At 69.4% G+C, this 17911-nt stretch carries 19 protein-coding genes and 1 pseudogene; 16 read left to right on the top strand and 4 right to left on the bottom strand.

Going from position 1 to position 17911, the window contains the following annotated elements; genetic code table 11:
- The 3 genes from ACFWY9_RS25865 to ACFWY9_RS25855 all read right to left on the bottom strand — a co-directional run bounded on the left by ACFWY9_RS25865 (nt 1) and on the right by ACFWY9_RS25855 (nt 4349).
- Nucleotides 1-792, bottom strand: a complete 792-nt coding sequence (locus ACFWY9_RS25865; RefSeq protein ID WP_378340134.1) for an MlaE family ABC transporter permease — start codon at nt 790-792, stop codon at nt 1-3.
- Nucleotides 793-1063: 271 nt separating this feature from the next.
- A complete protein-coding gene (locus ACFWY9_RS25860; RefSeq protein WP_378340133.1) occupies nt 1064-2059 on the bottom strand; it encodes an LLM class flavin-dependent oxidoreductase in 996 nt (331 codons plus the stop codon).
- 175 nt (nt 2060-2234) lie between these two features.
- Nucleotides 2235-4349 carry a HelD family protein gene (locus ACFWY9_RS25855; RefSeq protein ID WP_378340132.1) on the bottom strand — a complete coding sequence of 705 codons (2115 nt, stop codon included), beginning with the start codon at nt 4347-4349 and terminating at the stop codon, nt 2235-2237.
- Between the two features lie 120 nt (nt 4350-4469).
- Between ACFWY9_RS25855 and rsmD the strand changes: the two genes are divergently transcribed.
- The 13 genes and pseudogenes from rsmD (at nt 4470) to ACFWY9_RS25790 (ending at nt 13631) form a co-directional block, all read left to right on the top strand.
- Complete coding sequence (gene rsmD, locus ACFWY9_RS25850) at nt 4470-5027, top strand: 16S rRNA (guanine(966)-N(2))-methyltransferase RsmD (protein WP_378340131.1); 558 nt, start codon at nt 4470-4472, stop codon at nt 5025-5027.
- A gap of 88 nt (nt 5028-5115) precedes the next feature.
- Nucleotides 5116-5598, top strand: coding sequence for a pantetheine-phosphate adenylyltransferase (coaD, locus tag ACFWY9_RS25845; RefSeq protein ID WP_378328914.1), 483 nt, complete (start codon nt 5116-5118; stop codon nt 5596-5598).
- A gap of 94 nt (nt 5599-5692) precedes the next feature.
- Nucleotides 5693-6109 (top strand): annotated as a pseudogene (locus ACFWY9_RS25840) (ribonuclease domain-containing protein); the annotation flags it as partial.
- Nucleotides 6110-6238: 129 nt separating this feature from the next.
- A complete protein-coding gene (locus tag ACFWY9_RS25835) occupies nt 6239-6964 on the top strand; it encodes a DivIVA domain-containing protein (RefSeq protein ID WP_378328913.1) in 726 nt (241 codons plus the stop codon).
- Nucleotides 6965-7115: 151 nt separating this feature from the next.
- Nucleotides 7116-7733 (top strand): YceD family protein, encoded by a 618-nt coding sequence (locus tag ACFWY9_RS25830; protein WP_378328912.1) that lies wholly within the window; start codon nt 7116-7118, stop codon nt 7731-7733.
- Between the two features lie 46 nt (nt 7734-7779).
- Nucleotides 7780-7962: a 50S ribosomal protein L32 gene (gene rpmF / locus ACFWY9_RS25825; RefSeq protein ID WP_345389129.1), complete on the top strand. Its 183-nt coding sequence runs from the start codon at nt 7780-7782 to the stop codon at nt 7960-7962.
- 15 nt (nt 7963-7977) lie between these two features.
- Nucleotides 7978-8745 carry a ribonuclease III gene (gene rnc, locus ACFWY9_RS25820; RefSeq protein WP_378340130.1) on the top strand — a complete coding sequence of 256 codons (768 nt, stop codon included), beginning with the start codon at nt 7978-7980 and terminating at the stop codon, nt 8743-8745.
- Between the two features lie 21 nt (nt 8746-8766).
- Complete coding sequence (gene mutM, locus ACFWY9_RS25815) at nt 8767-9672, top strand: bifunctional DNA-formamidopyrimidine glycosylase/DNA-(apurinic or apyrimidinic site) lyase (RefSeq protein ID WP_378340129.1); 906 nt, start codon at nt 8767-8769, stop codon at nt 9670-9672.
- A gap of 61 nt (nt 9673-9733) precedes the next feature.
- Nucleotides 9734-10171 carry a helix-turn-helix domain-containing protein gene (locus tag ACFWY9_RS25810; RefSeq protein WP_378340128.1) on the top strand — a complete coding sequence of 146 codons (438 nt, stop codon included), beginning with the start codon at nt 9734-9736 and terminating at the stop codon, nt 10169-10171.
- Between the two features lie 3 nt (nt 10172-10174).
- Nucleotides 10175-10756: a hypothetical protein gene (locus ACFWY9_RS25805; protein ID WP_378328908.1), complete on the top strand. Its 582-nt coding sequence runs from the start codon at nt 10175-10177 to the stop codon at nt 10754-10756.
- The gene (locus ACFWY9_RS25800) at nt 10753-11943 is read left to right on the top strand and encodes an MAB_1171c family putative transporter (RefSeq protein ID WP_378340127.1); all 1191 of its coding nucleotides are present in this window, start codon (nt 10753-10755) and stop codon (nt 11941-11943) included. The genes ACFWY9_RS25805 and ACFWY9_RS25800 overlap by 4 nt, the downstream gene beginning before the upstream one ends.
- Before the next feature lie 90 nt (nt 11944-12033).
- A complete protein-coding gene (locus ACFWY9_RS25795) occupies nt 12034-12363 on the top strand; it encodes a PadR family transcriptional regulator (RefSeq protein ID WP_378328906.1) in 330 nt (109 codons plus the stop codon).
- Nucleotides 12360-13631: a DUF1700 domain-containing protein gene (locus ACFWY9_RS25790; protein ID WP_378340126.1), complete on the top strand. Its 1272-nt coding sequence runs from the start codon at nt 12360-12362 to the stop codon at nt 13629-13631. Before ACFWY9_RS25795 ends, ACFWY9_RS25790 begins: the two co-directional genes overlap by 4 nt.
- A gap of 60 nt (nt 13632-13691) precedes the next feature.
- Here ACFWY9_RS25790 and ACFWY9_RS25785 read toward each other — a convergent pair whose 3' ends face one another.
- Nucleotides 13692-14213, bottom strand: a complete 522-nt coding sequence (locus ACFWY9_RS25785) for a general stress protein (protein ID WP_378328904.1) — start codon at nt 14211-14213, stop codon at nt 13692-13694.
- Nucleotides 14214-14466: 253 nt separating this feature from the next.
- Here ACFWY9_RS25785 and ACFWY9_RS25780 point away from each other — a divergent pair, with 253 nt between their 5' ends.
- From ACFWY9_RS25780 to ACFWY9_RS25770, 3 genes are read left to right on the top strand one after another with little or no spacing between them, the layout of a single operon-like run.
- Entirely contained in the window at nt 14467-15816 is a 1350-nt protein-coding gene (locus tag ACFWY9_RS25780; RefSeq protein WP_378340125.1) for a glutamine synthetase family protein, read from the top strand.
- A complete protein-coding gene (locus tag ACFWY9_RS25775) occupies nt 15797-16552 on the top strand; it encodes a gamma-glutamyl-gamma-aminobutyrate hydrolase family protein (RefSeq protein WP_378340124.1) in 756 nt (251 codons plus the stop codon). The genes ACFWY9_RS25780 and ACFWY9_RS25775 overlap by 20 nt, the downstream gene beginning before the upstream one ends.
- Nucleotides 16549-17910: an aldehyde dehydrogenase family protein gene (locus ACFWY9_RS25770; RefSeq protein WP_378340123.1), complete on the top strand. Its 1362-nt coding sequence runs from the start codon at nt 16549-16551 to the stop codon at nt 17908-17910. Before ACFWY9_RS25775 ends, ACFWY9_RS25770 begins: the two co-directional genes overlap by 4 nt.
- Nucleotide 17911: the final 1 nt, after the last annotated feature.

The raw sequence follows: 17911 nt of genomic DNA, 5'->3' as shown, positions 1-17911 counted from the left end.
TCAGCTCCCCTTCGGCGGGACGAGTTGCAGGTAGACCGCGGTGAGCACCAGGTTCAGCACGAACAACAGCAGGAACGTGATGACCACGGACTGGTTGACCGCGTCGCCGACGCCTTTCGGCCCGCCTTTCGGGTTGAGCCCGCGATAGGAGGCCACGACCGCCGCGACGAAACCGAAGACGACCGCCTTGATCTCGCTGATCCACAGGTCGGGGAGCTGGGCCAGCGCGGAGAAACTGGCCAGGTACGCGCCCGGCGTCCCGTTCTGCATGATGACGTTGAAGAAGTAGCCGCCGAGTACGCCGACGACGCTCACCATGCCGTTGAGGAAGGCCGCGACGCCCATCGCGGCGAGCACGCGCGGCACGATCAGGCGCTGGATCGGCGAGACGCCGAGGACCTCCATCGCGTCGATCTCCTCGCGGATGGTCCGCGAACCGAGGTCCGCGCACATCGCGCTGCCGCCCGCGCCGGCGATGAGCAGGGCCGTCACGATCGGGCTGGCCTGCTGGATGATCGCGAGCACGCTGGCCGCGCCGGTGAAGGACTGCGCGCCGATCTGCGTGGTCAGCGAGCCGATGTGCAGCGCGATGACCGCGCCGAACGGGATCGAGACCAGCGCCGTCGGGAGGATCGAAACGCTGGCGATGAACCAGAACTGCTGGATCAGTTCGCGGGCCTGGAACGGGCGGCGGAAGGTCAGCCGCACGACGTCGAGGCCCAGCGCGTAGAGCCGCCCGGTCTGCCGGAGCGCGGCCGCACCGGGAAAGGACGCCGTCGTCCGCCCGACCATGCCACCTCTTTTCGCGCGGCACGGCGAATACACCCTGGTACGGCAATTCCCGGTTGCTCCGAATGGTGGAGCCATTTCGCGGGGAGTTGCTGTGCCGGGTGTTACCGTGCGGTTCGTTACTGGTCGGTACGCTAACTTCGCGCGCGGTGCGGTGACAAGAACTTGGGCATGATCACGTGGTCACGGCCCGGTAACCCCGAAATTCTTGTTGGTTCCTGATAAACGCCTATTCGGTTGTTGTCCCCACCGGAAAAGAATTCCGCAATTCTGCTCAGCGAGCGAGGTCGGCCACGATCTCGTACGACCGGACGCGGTCCTCGTGCGCGTGCGTCATGGTCGTGATCATCAGCTCGTCGGCATCGGTGTCCGCGAGCAGCTGCTCCAGTCCTTTTCGGACGGTCTCGGGCGAGCCGATGATGCTGGAGGAGAACCGGTCTTCGAGGAAGACGCGGTCGATCTCGGTGTACGGGTACTCGGCGGCCTCTTCCGGCGTCGGCAGCGGGATCGGGCGGCCGCGGCGCAGGCTGAGGAAGGTCAGGCCGCTGGGGCCGGCGATGAACCGCGCCCGCTCGTCGGTGTCGGCGGCGAAGACGGACGCGCCGAGCATGACGTACGGCTTGTCGAGCACCTCGGACGGCTGGAAGTTCTCGCGGTAGAGCCTGACCGCGGGGATGGTGTTCTCGGCGGCGAAGTGGTGTGCGAACGAGAAGGGCAGGCCGAGGCGCCCGGCGAGCTGGGCGCTGAACCCGCTCGACCCGAGCAGCCAGACCGGGGGCCGGTTGCCCTCGGCGGTGACGGCGTTGACGCCACGGGTGTCCGAATGCTCGAAGTAGGCGAGCAGCTCGCCCAGCTGCTGGGGGAAGTTCTCGGCGCTCAGGCCGCCGGGGCCGCGCAGCGCGAGCGCGGTGCGCTGGTCGGTGCCGGGCGCGCGGCCGATGCCGAGGTCGATCCGGCCGGGGTGGAAGGCTTCCAGGGTCCCGAACTGCTCCGCGACGATCAGCGGGGCGTGGTTGGGCAGCATGATCCCGCCGGACCCGACGCGGATGCGCTCGGTCGCCGTCGCGACATGGCTCATCAGCACCACGGTCGCGGAGCTGGCGATGCCCGGCATGTTGTGGTGCTCGGCGAGCCAGTAGCGCTGGAAGCCCAGCCCTTCGGCGACCTTCGCGAGGTCGATGCTGTTGCGCAGCGCCGTGCCGACGTCACCCCCGCTCACCACGGGAGACAGATCGAGCACGGACAGCGGCACCCCTGATACGGAACTCACGCCCCGGACCAACGCCCATCACGCGTGATCTCTTCCCGATCACGCGAGATCTCCACTCAATCACACGAGTTCTCCCCGCATGCACGCGAAGTCTCCAGTCCCGCCCCGGTACCGAGCCGGAGGTCTCGCGTGCGTGGCGAGAGATCTCGCGTGATCAGGCGGAGATCTCGTGTGCTCAGGCGGGGAGCCAGTCCGGGTCGGAGGCGAGGACCGTCAGGTGCTGGGTGGCCCGGGTCAGCGCGACGTAGAGGACGCGGCGGCCGGTGGTCGACTCGGTGACCAGGTCGATGGGCTCGACGAGCACGACGGCGTCGTACTCCAGGCCCTTCGAGTCGAGGCTGCCGACGACCTTGAGCCGGTCGTCGGCGTACCCGGCCAGCCAGCCGGACACCTCGGGCACCCTGTCCATCGCGGTGATCACGCCGACCGTGCCCTCGACGGCGCCGAGCAGCTCCTTCACCGCGTCCTGCGTGGCCCCTTCGAGGGCGGCCTTCCCGACGGCGCGGACCTCCGGGGTGATCCCCGTCTTCCGCACGGCGATCGGCAGTTCGTCCGCCTCCGCGTGTCCCACGACGACTCGTGCCGCGAGTTCGAAGATCTCCGCCGAGTTCCGGTAGTTCGTCCGCAGCGTGAACCGCCGCCGCGTGGTCTTGAGCCCGAACGCCTGATCGCGCGCCTGCGCCGCTTCGGCCGGGTCCGGCCACGAGCTCTGCACCGGGTCGCCGACGACCGTCCAGCTCGCGTACTTCCCGCGCCGCCCGACCATCCGCCACTGCATGGGGGACAGGTCCTGCGATTCGTCGACGACCACGTGCGAGTACTCGTCGTAGTGCTCGGGACGCTGGGGCGCGCCGCCGCGCTGCGGTTCGACCTCGACCACCGGCTGGTTCCTGCGACGTCGTTTCGGCGGCTGTCCGATGAGGACACGCAGCTCGTCGAGCAGTGCGATGTCGGCCACCGACCAGCCCCGCGAGCGGTCCGCGAAATCCGCGGCGAGCATCGTGATGTCGTTACGGGACAAGATGCCCTTGGCCGCCGACGCGAGGCGCTTCTCGTCGCCGAGCCACCTGAGGATCTGGGCGGGGTAGAGGATCGGCCACCACTCCACGAGGAACCGGTGGAACTCGATGCGCTCGCCGAGGTCGGTGATCAGCTCCGCCCTGTCGATCTGCCGCCCGTCGGTCTTCGCGTGCTCCTCGGCCTTCGTGGCAAGCGCTTCCAGCAGCAGCTCCGCGGTGCGCACCCGCGACCGGTTCGGCGGCGCGCCGTGCGTGTGTGCCTTGCGGCGTACCTTCTCCAGCTCGCGGTGCGTGAGCTTCAGCACCTCGCCGCGGTAGACGATGCGCATCTCGCCGGGAGCGTCCGGCGGGGTGTCGCGCAGCCCGCGCAGCAGCACCTTCCGCATCCGCAGCGACCCCTTGATCGCCGCGAGCGGGGCCGCGTCCTGACGCGTCGCTTCGAGCCCGTCGAGGACTTCGCCGAGTGCGCGCAGTTCGACGTTCGTCTCGCCCATCGACGGCAGCACCCGCGAGATGTAGCTGGTGAACACCCCGGACGGGCCGATCACCAGCACGCCGGCGCCGCCGAGCTGGCGGCGGTGGCGGTAGAGCAGGTACGCCGCGCGGTGCAGCGCGACCGCGGTCTTGCCGGTGCCGGGGCCGCCGGTGATCTCGGTGACGCCGCGCCACGGCGCGCGGATGACCTCGTCCTGTTCCTTCTGGATGGTCGCGACGATGTCGCGCATCTTCTCGCCACGCGAACGGCCCAGCGCGGCCATGAGCGCGCCTTCGCCGACGATCGGCATGTCTTCGGGGACGGCGTCGGCGATGAGGACGTCGTCGTCGACGTCGAGCACGTTCTGGCCGGAGCAGCGGATCACGCGCCGCCGCACGACGTCCATCGGTTCCTCGGCGGTGGCCTGGTAGAACGCCGCGGCGGCCGGGGCGCGCCAGTCGGTGACAAGGTTGTCGAACTCGGCGTCGCGGATGCCGAGGCGGCCGACGTAGATGTGCTCGCGGTCGAGGTGGTCGAGCCGCCCGAACACCAGGCCCTCGTACTCGGCGTCGAGCGTCTGCAGGGTCTGGTTGGCGTGGTAGACCATCATGTCGCGCTCGAACAGCATCGACGCCTGCTCGAAGATCGCCTCGCGCTGCGCGCCCTGTCCGATCTCGTAGCCCTTTGAGCGCATCGCCTCGGCCTGGGACCGCAATTCCGCGAGGCGGGTGTACACCCTGTCGACGTGGGCCTGCTCGCTGGCGATCTCTGCCCGTCTGATCCGGGGTTCGGACACGCATGCTCCTTGACAACTCGATCGCCTCACGAGGGCGAAGGACGACTCTACGCGTTGACCTCCGGAGGGTCAGCAAGTCCTGCCCAACGCCACATTCGGTGTCCGGGCGACAATGGGAGGGTGACCAGGATCGTGGCCGGGAAGGCGGGCGGCAGGCGGCTGAAGGTGCCGCCGAAGGGGACGCGGCCGACGTCGGAGCGAGTCAGGGAAGCCCTGTTCAACGCGCTTGAGGTGGCGGGCGAGCTCGACGGCGTTCGCGTGCTCGACCTCTACGCGGGCTCGGGCGCGCTCGGGCTCGAAGCGCTTTCCCGCGGCGCGGCGGACGCGTTGTTCGTCGAGGCGGACCGTCGCGCGGTGGACGTGTTGCGCGGCAACGTCGCCGCGCTGGGTCTCGGTGGCACTGTCCGGGCGGGACAGGTCGAGACGGTCGTGTCCGCTCCGGCGCCCGCGGCGTTCGACGTCGTGCTGGCCGATCCGCCGTACGCGGTCGACGCCGCCGGGCTCGGCACCGTGCTGGCTTCCCTGGCCGATGGCGGCTGGGTCGGTGACGGCGCGCTCGTGGTGATCGAGCGGGCAGCCCGGGACGGCGAACCCGCCTGGCCGCCGGGATACACCGCGACGCGGACGAAGCGCTACGGCGACACCGCCTTGTATTGGGCCGAGTTCGCGGCGGTGTGAGGGCGCGGTGTGACGTCCTGTGTGCCGTCCTGTGTGACGCAGTCGTCACAGACGCGCGCGGCGCCGTCCGGCTTGATAGCGTCCGCGCATGCGGCGTGCGGTCTGTCCCGGGTCCTACGACCCGGCCACCAACGGGCACCTCGACATCATCGAGCGAGCTGCCCTGCTGTTCGACGAAGTGGTCGTTGCGGTGGGGGTGAACAAGAACAAGAAGGGTCTGTTCTCCGTCGAGGAGCGCATGGACATCCTGCGCGAGATCACCGCGAAGCTGCCGAACGTGCGGGTCGACTCGTGGCAGGGGCTGCTGGTGGACTACTGCCGCGACAACGACATCGCCGCGGTCGCCAAGGGGCTGCGCTCGGTCAGCGACTTCGACTACGAGCTGCAGATGGCGCAGATGAACCGCGAGCTGACCGGGCTCGAGACGTTGCTGATGGCGAACAACCCGGCGTACGGCTTCGTGTCCAGTTCGCTGGTCAAGGAAGTGGCCGGGCTCGGCGGCGACGTCGAGGCGCTGGTCCCGCCCATAGTCTTCGAGCGGCTGTCCGAGAAATTCGCGAATCGGCCCTGATCGGCGGACGACGTTCGTAGGGAATCTCGGGGCGATCCGCGAGAGTTCACCTTGACATGTTCTGTACGTCACACGATCGGGTTACGGTCCGAAAATGACCAACAACCGATCGCGCATCTTCGCTGTCCTGTTCGCACTGGTGCTCGGGCTGTTCGGCGGGGTCACCGCCGCGGAGGCGGCTTCGGCCCCCGCCTCGTTCGGCGCCCTGCAGAACAAGTGCGGTGACCTCAATGGCTACCAGCACGTCAAGCTGGCCTCGCTGCCCAAGGAGGCCGACGACACCTACAAGCTGATCCAGTCCAACGGCCCGTTCCCGTACCCGGGCAAGGACGGTTCGGTGTTCACCAACAAGGAGAAGGTCCTCCCGGCCTGCGCGTCGAGCTACTACCACGAGTACACGGTGATCACCCCGGACGCCCCGACGCGCGGCACCCGGCGCATCGTGACCGGCAGCAAGCACGAGTACTTCTACACCGGCGACCACTACAAGACGTTCCAGGTCATCGACGTCTGAGCCGCGGGTGCCGGGTGTGTTCTCGGACGCAGGACACGCCCGGTACCGCGTGCTTTCACCGGTTCAGGCGAGCCAGCGGGCAGACTTGAGGTCAGCGAACGGGGATGCTCTGCAGAGGGAGTTGCCGTGTACCGGGTATTCGAGGCGCTCGACGAGCTCGTCACGATCGTCGAGGAGGCACGCGGCGTGCCGATGACCTCCAGTTGTGTCGTGCCCCGTGGCGACGTCCTCGAGCTGCTCGACGACGTGCGGGACGCGCTCCCTGCCGAGGTCGACGACGCGCAGGACGTCCTGGACAAGCGTGACGACCTGCTCCTAGCCGCGCGCAAGGAGGCGTCCGACACCGTCGCCGGTGCCAACGGCGAGGCGGAACGCACCGTGGCGGACGCGTCCGCCGAGGCCGAGCGCATCCTTGCCGACGCCCGCGCCCGCGCCGAGCAGATGATGGCCGACGCGCACGCCGAGTCCGAGCGGATGGTCGCGGCGGGGCAGGCGGAGTTCCAGAACCTGACCGAGCGGTCCCGTGCCGAGTCCGAGCGGATGATCCAGGCCGGCCGCGACGCCTACGACCGCGCGATCGAGGACGGCCGCGCCGAACAGGCCCGGCTCGTCGCGCAGACCGAGGTCGTGCAGGCCGCGCACGCGGAGTCGGCGCGGATCGTGGACGAGGCCCACGCCGAGGCCGACCGGCAGCGCGGCGAATGCGACGCCTACGTCGACGGCAAGCTCGCCGAGTTCTCCGAGCTGCTGGCCACGACGCTGCGGACGGTCGACTCCGGCCGCAACCACCTGCGCACGCCGTCCAACGTCTCCGGCGGTGGCCGCCCGACCCTGTACGACTACCAGGTCTGATTCCCCCGGGGTCACGATGTGCTGAAGGGCGCTTTCAGTGCAACCAGCGCACTGAAAGCGCCCTTCAGCGCGCCCAGCGCACCGAAGGCGCCCTTCAGACCAGGCCCGCCCAGCTCGAAAGGGGTGGCGGGCGCTGCGTACCCTGGTGAGGATGTCCGAGAACAAGACTTCGCACTCCCGGCCCGCGTCGCTCGACGACCGCAGCCCGTGGGTGCTCGACACCCGTGAGCTGGGCCGGCACGCCGGTCTCAGCCGCGCCGTCCGGCGCACCGTGCCGCTGGACACCGAGCTCGGCGTGCCCGAGGTGATCACCATCGCGGCCGGGGCCGAGCTGGAGCTGGATCTGCTGCTCGAGTCGGTCGTCGAGGGCGTGCTGGTCACCGGCACCGCCACGGCGACGGCGAGCGGCGCCTGCTCGCGCTGCCTCGACCCGATCACCGAGGACGTCGAGGTCGAGCTCACCGAGCTCTTCGCCTACCCCGGCTCGTCGACCGAGGAGACCACGGAGGAGGAAGAGATTCCCCGCCTGGTCGACGACCGGATCGACCTGGAGCCGATCGTCCGCGACGCGATCGTGCTGGCCCTGCCGCTGGCCCCGCTGTGCACCGAGGACTGCGCCGGACTCTGCACCGAATGCGGCGTCAAGTGGGCCGATCTCGAGCCCGGACACGGGCATGAGAAGATAGACCCTCGGTGGGCCGCACTGGTCGAGCGTTTCGACGAGAACGCGGGTGAAAAGCCCGTGGACGGCCCCGGACAGCAAGCCTAGTTTCGCTCGCCTGACCGCGGGCAGACCGTCTTAAGGAGATCTACTCGTGGCCGTCCCGAAGCGGAAGATGTCGCGATCCAACACGCGCGCGCGCCGCAGCCAGTGGAAGGCGGCTCCGGTTCAGCTGGTGCCCTGCTCCAACCGCGCCTGCAAGCAGCCGAAGCTCCAGCACGTCGCGTGCCCGTCGTGCGGCCAGCACAACGGCCGCCAGGTCGTCGAGCCCGCCTGATCCGGGTAGCCGGTCATGGGGGGTAAGACACCCAACGGACCCGCGGTCGATCCCACCTCACTGCTCGAGGCGCTCGGGGTCACTCTCGACCCCGAGCTGCTGAGGCTGTCGCTGACCCACCGTTCCTACGCTTACGAGAACGGCGGCCTCCCGCCCAACGAGCGGCTGGAGTTCCTCGGCGACGCGGTGCTCGGCCTCGTGGTCACCGACCACCTCTACACCACTCACCCCGAGCTGCCCGAGGGTCAGCTCGCGAAGCTGCGCGCCAGTGTGGTCAACATGCACGCACTGGCGGGAGTGGCGCGCGGGCTCGGCGAGGGTGGCCTCGGGGCACACCTGCTGCTGGGCAAGGGCGAGGAGCTCACCGGTGGCAGGGACAAGGCGAGCATCCTCGCCGACGGTCTCGAGGCCGTCATCGGTGCTGTCTACCTGCAGCACGGCATCGAGGTCGCCCGGAAGCTGGTGCACCACCTCTTCGACGGCCTGCTCGCCGAGGCGCCGAGGCGGGGCGCCGGGCTGGACTGGAAGACCAGCCTGCAGGAGCTGACCGCGTCGGCCGGTTTCGGCGTGCCCGAGTACCGGGTCGAGGACACCGGTCCGGACCACCGCAAGGAGTTCACCGCCACGGTGCTCGTCGGCGGCCGGGACTACGGGCGTGGCACGGGTTCCACCAAGAAGGAAGCCGAGCAGAAGGCCGCCGAGATGGCGTGGCGGGCGCTCACGGACGAGATCGCGGCCGCGAAGCAGGCCGAAGAGAGCGACGGCGAAGGCTCCTCGTCCTGAGCCTTGCGCCAGAATGGGCGTATGCCTGAACTTCCCGAGGTCGAGGTGGTTCGCGCCGGCCTCGAGGCGCATGTCGAGCGTCGCACGATCAGCAAGGTCGAGGTACTCCACGAGCGGGCGATCCGTCGTCACGCGCTCGGCGCGGAGGATTTCACCGGCCGTCTCGCGGGCGTCCGGATCGACGCGGTGCGCCGCCGCGGCAAGTACCTGTGGCTGGAGCTCGGCTCTGCTGATGCGCCCTCGGCGGGAAAAAGTACCTCGGGCTTGGAAGAAGCCGTCCTCGCGCACCTCGGGATGAGCGGGCAGATGCTCGTCCAGCCCGAGGGCGCGCCGGACGAAAAGCATCTGCGGGTCCGGATCCGTTTCGCCGACGACGGCCCGGAGCTGCGGTTCGTCGATCAACGCACCTTCGGCGGTCTCGCGCTGGACGATCTGGTCGAGGTCGACGGGACGCGGCTGCCCTCGGCGATCGCGCACATCGCGCGGGATCCGATGGATCCGGCGTTCGATCTCGACGTCGCGGTGAAGGCGCTGCGTTCGCGCCGCACCGAGGTCAAACGCGCGCTGCTGGATCAGACGCTGGTGTCCGGCGTCGGCAACATCTACGCCGACGAGGCGCTCTGGCGTTCGAAACTGCACTGGGCGCGGCCGACGGACAAGCTCACCGCGGCCCGGACCAGGGCGCTGCTGACGGCGGCTTCGGACGTCATGGCCGAGGCGCTCGGCGCGGGCGGGACGTCCTTCGATGCCTTGTACGTCAACGTGAACGGCCAGTCCGGCTACTTCGACCGGTCGCTGGACGCCTACGGACAGGAAGGCCTGCCGTGTGGCCGATGCGGCACGGCGATCCGCCGCGAGCCGTTCATGAACCGGTCGTCGTTCTCCTGCCCGCGATGCCAGCCGCGGCCGCGTGGTAACTCGCGTTGATGCGACCAGCGTCTTCATCAACTAGGATGAAAACGCGCACTACAGCGCCGTTGAGGGAGTGATGGTGGCCACCGAACCCGGCAAGTCGACGCTCGCCGACAAGATCGACAAACTGTTCGACGTCGTGCGCAGGCCGGATCGTGAGTCCTACAGCCACGAGGAGGTCGCCAAGGCCTGCCGCGAGGCGACGGGGGAGAGCTTCTCCACCACCTACCTCTGGCAGCTGCGCACCGGCCGCCGCGACAACCCGACCAAACGGCATCTCGAAGCGCTCGCGCAGTTCTTCGGTGTTCCTCCGGCATACTTCTTCGACGACGAGCAGAGCACCAAGATCGCCGAGGAGCTGGCCCTGCTGGGTGCGCTGCGCGACGCCGGCGTCCGCGACGTCGCGCTGCGCGCGGTGACCCTCTCGGCCGACGGGCTGGACACGATCAGCGACATGATCGACGCGATCGCCCGCAGGGAGGCCGGCCGCGGCGGCCAGCACAAGGAGGCCTGAGCCGTGCGGGACCGGCAGCGCAAGCAGCTCTGGCGGCGGTGCCGCAGGCTGGCCGGCACGCTGACCCTGCCCGAACCGTTCGACGCCGAACGGTTCGTGGCCGCGATCGCGGCCCGGCGCGGGCGCCCGATCGAGCTGATGCCGGTGAACGCGCCGTCCGGCGGGCCATGCGGTCTGCTGATGAGCACCGAGCGTGCCGACTACATCCTCTATCCGACCAACACGACCGCCCTGCACCGGCGGCACATCCTGCTGCACGAGGTCGGGCATCTGCTGTGCGGGCACGTCGGTTCCACCGCGCCCGGTGGTGGCGCCGCCGGCGCGGCGATCGACGCCGCCGCCAGCCGGGCGCTCATGCCGAACCTGTCACCGGAACTCGTCCGCCGTGTCCTCGGCAGGACCACGTACACCGCCGTCGAGGAGCAGGAGGCCGAACTGCTGGCCTCGCTCATCGCGCACCGGGTGGCCCGCGGCGAAAGTGCCCCCGCACCGGCGAGGTCCGACGAACGCGACAGCGACCTCGCCGGTGGGATGGCCCGCCTGGACACCCTGTTCGGGAGCAAGCCCCGTCGCGGGTCCTCGTGATCGAAACACTGGCCTACTACTGCTGCGTGCTCGGCTTCGCCGGTTTCAGCTTCAAGCTCGTCGAAGCACGGCGTACCCAGCCCGCGCGGCGGATGTGGTGCCTGTCCGGCTTCGGGATCTGCATCGCGGCGGGAATCCTCGTGCTCACGCCCGCGATGGAGTCGGTGGTGGCGGGGCGGGAGCCGTTCGCCAGCCTGGTGAATCTCGCCTCGGACCTGTTCAAGATCGGCGCGATGGCCTTCGCGGTGGCGTTCGCCCGCTCGATGCGGCTGGGCGTGCACGCCAGGCCTGGCTGGCACGTGCTGCTCACCTGCGTCGTGATCGCCGGGGAAGTGGTGTTGTTCTTCCTCGCGCGGACGCATCGGGCGGGTGAGGACACCGTCGCGGGTCCCGGCAGGCTCTGGTATCTCGTCGCGTACCTGATGCTCTTCATCGTCTACGGCGTCGTCAGCCTCTCGACGTTCATCGTCGTGTTCGGCCGCTTCGCGCGTCTCGCCGAGCCGGGGCCGCTGCGGACCGGGCTGTGGCTCATCGTCGGCGGCGCGGTGTCCGCGCTGGCGTGGACGTTCTGGGGCATCGACGACATCGGCAGGCTGATCGCCACCGGAAAGGTGAACGCCAGCGAGGACGTCTACTCGGCGATCCTCGCCGCGGGCTGTGTCGGCTTCGCGGTCGCCGGCGCGACGCTCAGCGTCTGGGGGCCATCGCTGAGCGCGCCGCTTCGCTGGCTTCGCGCGTATCACGCTTATCGCCGCATCGAACCGTTGTGGGCCGCGCTGCGCGACGCCGCTCCGGGGATCGCCCTCGATTCCGGACGTGGCCTGCCCGGTGGTGTCGAGTTCGCGTTGTACCGGCGAGTCATCGAAATCCGGGACGGACACCTCGCGCTGCGGCCGTACTTCGACCCGGGGATCCCGGCGCTGGCCGAAGCGCGGGCACGTCGCGAGGGCTTGCCAGAACGGTTGATCGCCGCCACGGTCGAGGCGGCCGCGCTTGCCGCCGCGCTGCTCGCGAACGAGGCGGATCGGCGCTACCAAACCGAGGACACCCCCGCAAGGCAGTCGCCGGAGGCCGATGTCGCCGCCGAGGCCGCCTGGCTCGTCCAGGTGACGCATGCTTGGCGACACTCCGGGGTCGTCGAGCAGATCCGCCGCAAGACCTGTGCTGACCTGGGCCTTCCGGTCTGAGAGATACGTTCTCGTGCCGATCGGCGCACTGCTGTGCACACTACTGCGCAATGCGTGGTACCTTCTGACGCGTAAGACTGGAGGGATCGGGTGGAGATCAGTCAGCTACTCAAGGGCGTGCTCGATCTCGCCGTGCTCGCGGTGCTGCGCGAGGACGACGGATACGGCTACGACGTCCTGCGAAGACTCAGAATCGCCGGCCTGGAGGACGTGGGGGACGCGTCGGTGTACGGCACGCTGCGCCGCTTGTACAAGGCGGGGCTGCTGACGTCGTACGTGGTTCCGAGCGAGGAAGGGCCGCACCGCAAGTACTACAGCCTGAACGAACCGGGACGGACCCGGCTCGCCGAGTCCATGAAGGTATGGCAGGGGTTCGCGTCCACAATGGACATTTTGCTGGGACAGGGAGAGGCAGCATGAGTGAGCGGCCGACCGCCGTGCGGGTGTATTTGGCGAGGGTCCGGACGGCGCTCGCTGACCTGCCCGCCGGTGAGATCGAGGAAATCCTGGAGGACGTCCGGCCGCATCTCGCCGAGATGGAGGCCGAGCTGGGCGCCGACGCCAAGGTCGAGGCGCTGATCGAACGGCTCGGCACGCCGGAGAGCTACGCGGCGGAGCTGCGGTCGGCGGGCGGGTATCCACCGCCGTCCGAAGCGGCGACGACCGTGCTGCCGACGCCGGGAGCGAAGGCGCCGAGCCTGTTCGGGCCGCGCTTCGCCTTGTGGGGCTTGGTGTTCTGCGCGGCTGGGCTCGCGATGTTCGCGTTCGCCGCCGCGGTGCGGGTCGATCCGGACGCGCTGCTCGGCCTGGCCTTCCTGGCGCCGGTTTTCGTGCTGAGCGTGTATTTCCTGCTCAAGCGTGGTCTCGCCGCCGTGCTGGCGCTCCCGGAGGTCGTCTGGGCCAAGGAGCGGCTCGTGTCCACTGAGGACAATCGGGACCGCGGAAAGGTGCTGGGCTATCTGCGTTCGCTGCGCCCGGCGTGGTGGCTGGTGTGCGCGGCCGTGCTGGTCGGCTTCGGGTTGTTGCTCATGCTGCGGCACCGGTACGCGGCGCTGCTGCTGCCGTTCCTGCTGGCCGCCGCGATCGCGGCGATCTGGGCGGGTGCGAAGCTGGGCAAGGACCGGCGGCTGCTGTGGGTGGCCGTGCCGATCTCGGCGTTCGTCGTCGGGGGCATGCTCGGCGGGTTCGGTGCCGCGGTCGATCTGGTCGCCGGTCGGACCTCATGGGGCTCGAGCCCGAGTTCGTATCCCACGACCACCACGAGCGACTCGTACGGCAGCAAGCAGTTGCAGTACGGCAACGAGTCGGTCGACAACGTCTACGCGTTCGACGCGCAGGGCAAGCCGCTGACCGAGGTCTACCTCTACGACGAGGAGGGACGGCCGCTCACGATGAGCCGTTTCGCCTGCGAACCGGGGACAGGCAGCAAGATGCGGGTCGGCGCGGACAACAAGTTCCCGCGGCCGTGGCTCGACCAGGGCGTCACCGACAACCGAGGGCGCGTCAACGGCTACAACGGCTACCGCGGTGTCTGCCGGGAACGGACCGACATCCCGTTCAGCGCCGCGATCCCGAAGGGCACGACGCCGAGCCCGAGCCCGGGCGCGCCGACCTCCAGCGCCCCGGCGGCTCCGTCCTCCTCGGCGCCGGCGACACCGCCGTCCAGCTCCGCTCCGCCGACCCGGTAGCGGACGTGCTGGGGAGCGGCGGTCGGGGCCGCTCCCCAGCACGGTGATCCGGCGGGCGCGTCAGTGGCCGAAGGCGCTACGTGCGGCGAGGTCGGCGAGCAGCTCGCGGCCCTTCTCGGCGTTGCGCGGCTGGCTCAGCACGTCGTACCGGCGCGCGACCAGCTGGCTCTGCGAGACGAACCCCCGCTTGTTCGGGCTGGCCGCGTAGCCCAGCGCGCCGAACAGCAGGTTGAACCCGATACCGGCGACGAGGCCGATCCCGATCGGGATGAGCCCGGCGCCGGGGTTCAGCATGCTCAGCACCAGGCCGAGGAACAGGCCGAACAGCGCGCCGGACATCGCCGCGTTGCCGAGCAGCCTGCGCCAGTTCATCCGGCCCGCGATGCGCTCGACGAGCACCGGTTCGACGCCGACGATGGTCACGTCGGTCACCGGGAAGTCGGTGCCCGCGAGGTGGTCGACCGCCCGCTGGGCCTGCTCGTACGACTCGTAGGAACCGATCGGCCAGCCGGTGGGCATCGTGGGCAGCTGCGGACGTGCCTGCTGCGGGTTCACCGAGCTCTGCGTGAATGCTGTGGTCATCGATCTCACCTCTCCTGCCCCGTACAACGTGCGACGCTCCCCAAATGGTCCCACGCGGGCGGGATTCACAGACTCTTCTCAGCCGGACATCACGGACATTCCGGCCGGTATGTCCGAGGGTTGCCGTGGCAGGATTCAAAGGTTCAGATTCATACCTTTGTTCCGGTTGACCCGTGCGCGGCCACCCGGTAGGAAGAACCCGCAAAGGATTCGATTCAAACCTTTGGGGTGGCCGATGGCGCGGAGACAAGGCATGCTCACCCTCGATCAGCTGCGCACGCTGGTCGCCGACGGGACGATCGACACGGTGCTCGTCGCGATGACCGACATGCAGGGCCGGTTGCAGGGCAAGCGCTGCGCCGCGGAGTACTTCCTCGAAGAGGTGGTGCCGCATGCCACCGAAGCGTGCAACTACCTCCTAGCCGTCGACGTCGAGATGAACACCGTCGACGGCTACGACATCTCGTCGTGGGACACCGGCTACGGCGACTTCGTGCTGCGGCCCGACTTCGACACGCTGCGGCTGATCCCCTGGCAGCCGGGCACGGCGCTGGTGCTCGCCGACGTGGAACGGGTGCAGGGCGGGCCGGTCACGGTGTCGCCGCGGCAGATCCTGCGTGCCCAGCTCGACCGGCTCGCCGAGCGCGGGCTCGCCGCGTACGTCGGCACCGAGCTGGAGTTCATCGTCTTCGACGACAGTTACGAAGCCGCGTGGGACAAGCGCTACCAGGGGCTGAAGCCCGCCAATCAGTACAATGTGGACTACTCGATGCTCGGCACCGCGCGGATCGAGCCGCTGCTGCGCCGCATCCGCCGCGAGATGGGCGGCGCCGGCATGTACGTCGAGTCGGCCAAGGGGGAGTGCAACCCCGGCCAGCAGGAGATCGCCTTCCGCTACGCCGACGCGCTGACCACCTGCGACAACCACAGCATCTACAAGACCGGGGCCAAGGAGATCGCCGCGCAGGAGGGCAAGAGCCTCACCTTCATGGCGAAGTACGACGAGCGCGAGGGCAACTCCTGCCATATCCACGTCAGCCTGCGCTCGGCCGAAGGCGGCACGGTGCTCGCCGGTGACCGGCCGGGCGGGTTTTCCCAGCTGATGGAGCACTTCCTCGCCGGTCAGCTCGCCGGGCTACGCGAGCTGACCTACTTCTTCGCGCCGAACGTCAACTCCTACAAGCGGTTCGTGCGCGGCAGCTTCGCGCCGACCGGTATCGCCTGGGGCACGGACAACCGCACGTGCGCGCTGCGTGTGGTCGGCCACGGTGATTCGCTGCGGGTGGAGAACCGCGTGCCCGGCGGCGACGTCAACCCGTACCTCGCCGTCGCCGCGCTCATCGCCGCCGGGCTGCACGGCATCGAGAACGAGTTGCCGCTGGAGGAGGAGTTCACCGGCAACGCCTACGATTCCTCCGTGCTGCCGAGGGTGCCCGCCACGATCGGCGAGGCCATCGGCGAGTTCGCGGCGAGCGAACTCGCCGAGCGGGCGTTCGGTGACGACGTCCACCGGCACTACCTCAACGCGGCGAAGATCGAACGCGAGGCCTTCGAGAAGGCCGTCACCGATTGGGAGCGCATTCGTGGTTTCGAGCGCCTCTGATTCTTCGCCGCCTCCGCGGGAGGAAGTACGTCGGCGGAAGCCGGTCATCGGCCTGACGACCTACATCGAGCCCGCGAAATTCGGCGTCTGGGACACCGAAGCCGCGCTCCTGCACCGGGTCTACGTCGACTGCGTGGCCGCTGCGGGCGGGATTCCCGTGCTCCTGCCACCGGTGACCGACGCCTACGATCGGCTGGTGTCCACTGTGGACGGGATCGTGCTTGTCGGCGGCGCCGACGTCGATCCGGCGCGGTACGGCCAGGAGCCGCACGAGAAGACCTACACCAGGCCCGATCGCGACGCCTTCGAGTTCGGCCTGCTCGGCGCGGCGATCGAGGCCGGGGTTCCGGTGCTCGGCGTCTGCCGCGGCCTCCAGGTGATCAGCGTCGCGCTCGGCGGCACGCTGACCCAGGACATGCCGGAGGCGACCGGGAGCCGCGAGCACCAGCCCGCGCCCGCCACGTTCGGGACCAGCACGATCACCTTGGCCGAGGGGTCCCGCGCGGCGGAGATCCTCGGCGCGGAAACCAAGGCGATGTGCTACCACCACCAGGCCATCGACCGGCTCGGCGACGGGCTGGTCCCGGTCGGCTGGGCCGCCGACGGCACCGTCGAGGCCGCCGAGCTGCCCGGCGGGAACTTCGTCCTCGGGGTGCAATGGCATCCCGAACAGGACACCGACGACCTTCGGCTCTTCGCGGCCCTCGTGGCGGCCGCCGGTAAGGAGAACGAATGACGTTCGATGTCATCAACCCCGCCACCGAAGAGGTGGTGCGGTCGGTCGCGCTGACCAGCGCCGAGGAGACCGACGCGGCGATCGCCCGCGCGCAGGCCGCGTTCCCCGCCTGGCGTGACGTCGCTCCGGGCGACCGTGCCCGGATCCTGCGTCGTTTCGCCGACGCCGTCGAGAACGACATCGAGAACCTCGCGCGGTTGGAGGTCACGAACTCCGGGCACACGATCGGCAACGCGCGCTGGGAGGCAGGCAACGTCCGTGACGTCCTGAACTACTACGCCGCCGCGCCGGAACGCCTGATCGGCCAGCAGATCCCGGTGCCAGGCGGGGTGAACGTCACGTTCCACGAGCCGCTCGGCGTCGTCGGCGTCATCGTGCCGTGGAACTTCCCGATGCCGATCGCGGGCTGGGGTTTCGCGCCCGCCCTCGCGGCCGGGAACACCGTGGTCCTCAAGCCCGCCGAGCTGACGCCGTTGACCGCGATCCGGCTCGCCGAACTGGCGCGCGAGGCGGGTATCCCCGAGGACGTCTTCCAGGTGCTGCCGGGCAAGGGATCCGTTGTGGGACAACGGTTCGTCGAGCATCCGGCAGTACGCAAGGTCGTCTTCACCGGGTCGACCGAGGTCGGCAAGCGGATCATGGCGGGCTGCGCGGCGAGGGTGAAGCGCGTGACGCTGGAGCTGGGCGGGAAGAACGCGAACATCGTCTTCGCCGACGCCGACGTCGAAAAAGCTGCCGCGACGGCGCCGTACGGGGTCTTCGACAACGCGGGTCAGGACTGCTGCGCGCGTTCGCTGATCCTCGTGCAGGCGAGCGTGTACGACCGGTTCATGGAGCTGCTCGAACCCGCCGTGCGTGGCGTGGTCGTCGGCGATCCGGGGTCGGAGAAGACCGAGATGGGACCGCTCATCTCGGCCGCGCATCACGCGAAGGTGGCGTCCTACGTCGGTGCCGGGACGCCGGTGGCCTTCCGGGGGAGCGCGCCGGACGGGCCGGGGTTCTGGTTCGCGCCGACCGTCGTCACCCCGCCGAATCTCCAAGACCCCCTGGCCACGGACGAGATCTTCGGCCCGGTCGTCGCCGTCGTCCCGTTCGCAGAGGAGGCCGACGCGGTCGACATGGCCAACTACACCGAGTACGGACTGTCCGGGTCGATCTGGACCCGCGACGTCGGCCGCGCGTTCCGGGTCTCCCGCGGCGTCGAGTCGGGGAACCTCTCGGTCAACTCGCATTCGTCGGTGCGGTACTGGACCCCGTTCGGCGGGTTCAAGCAGTCCGGTCTCGGCCGTGAGCTCGGGCCGGACGCCGCGACGGCGTTCACCGAGACCAAGAACGTCTTTCTGAGCACGGAGGAATAGG

Origin of the sequence: Amycolatopsis sp. NPDC059027 (genome assembly GCF_042739735.1) — a bacterium.
Classification (GTDB): Bacteria; Actinomycetota; Actinomycetes; order Mycobacteriales; family Pseudonocardiaceae; genus Amycolatopsis.
This window is presented reverse-complemented; position numbering and strand designations above follow the sequence as displayed.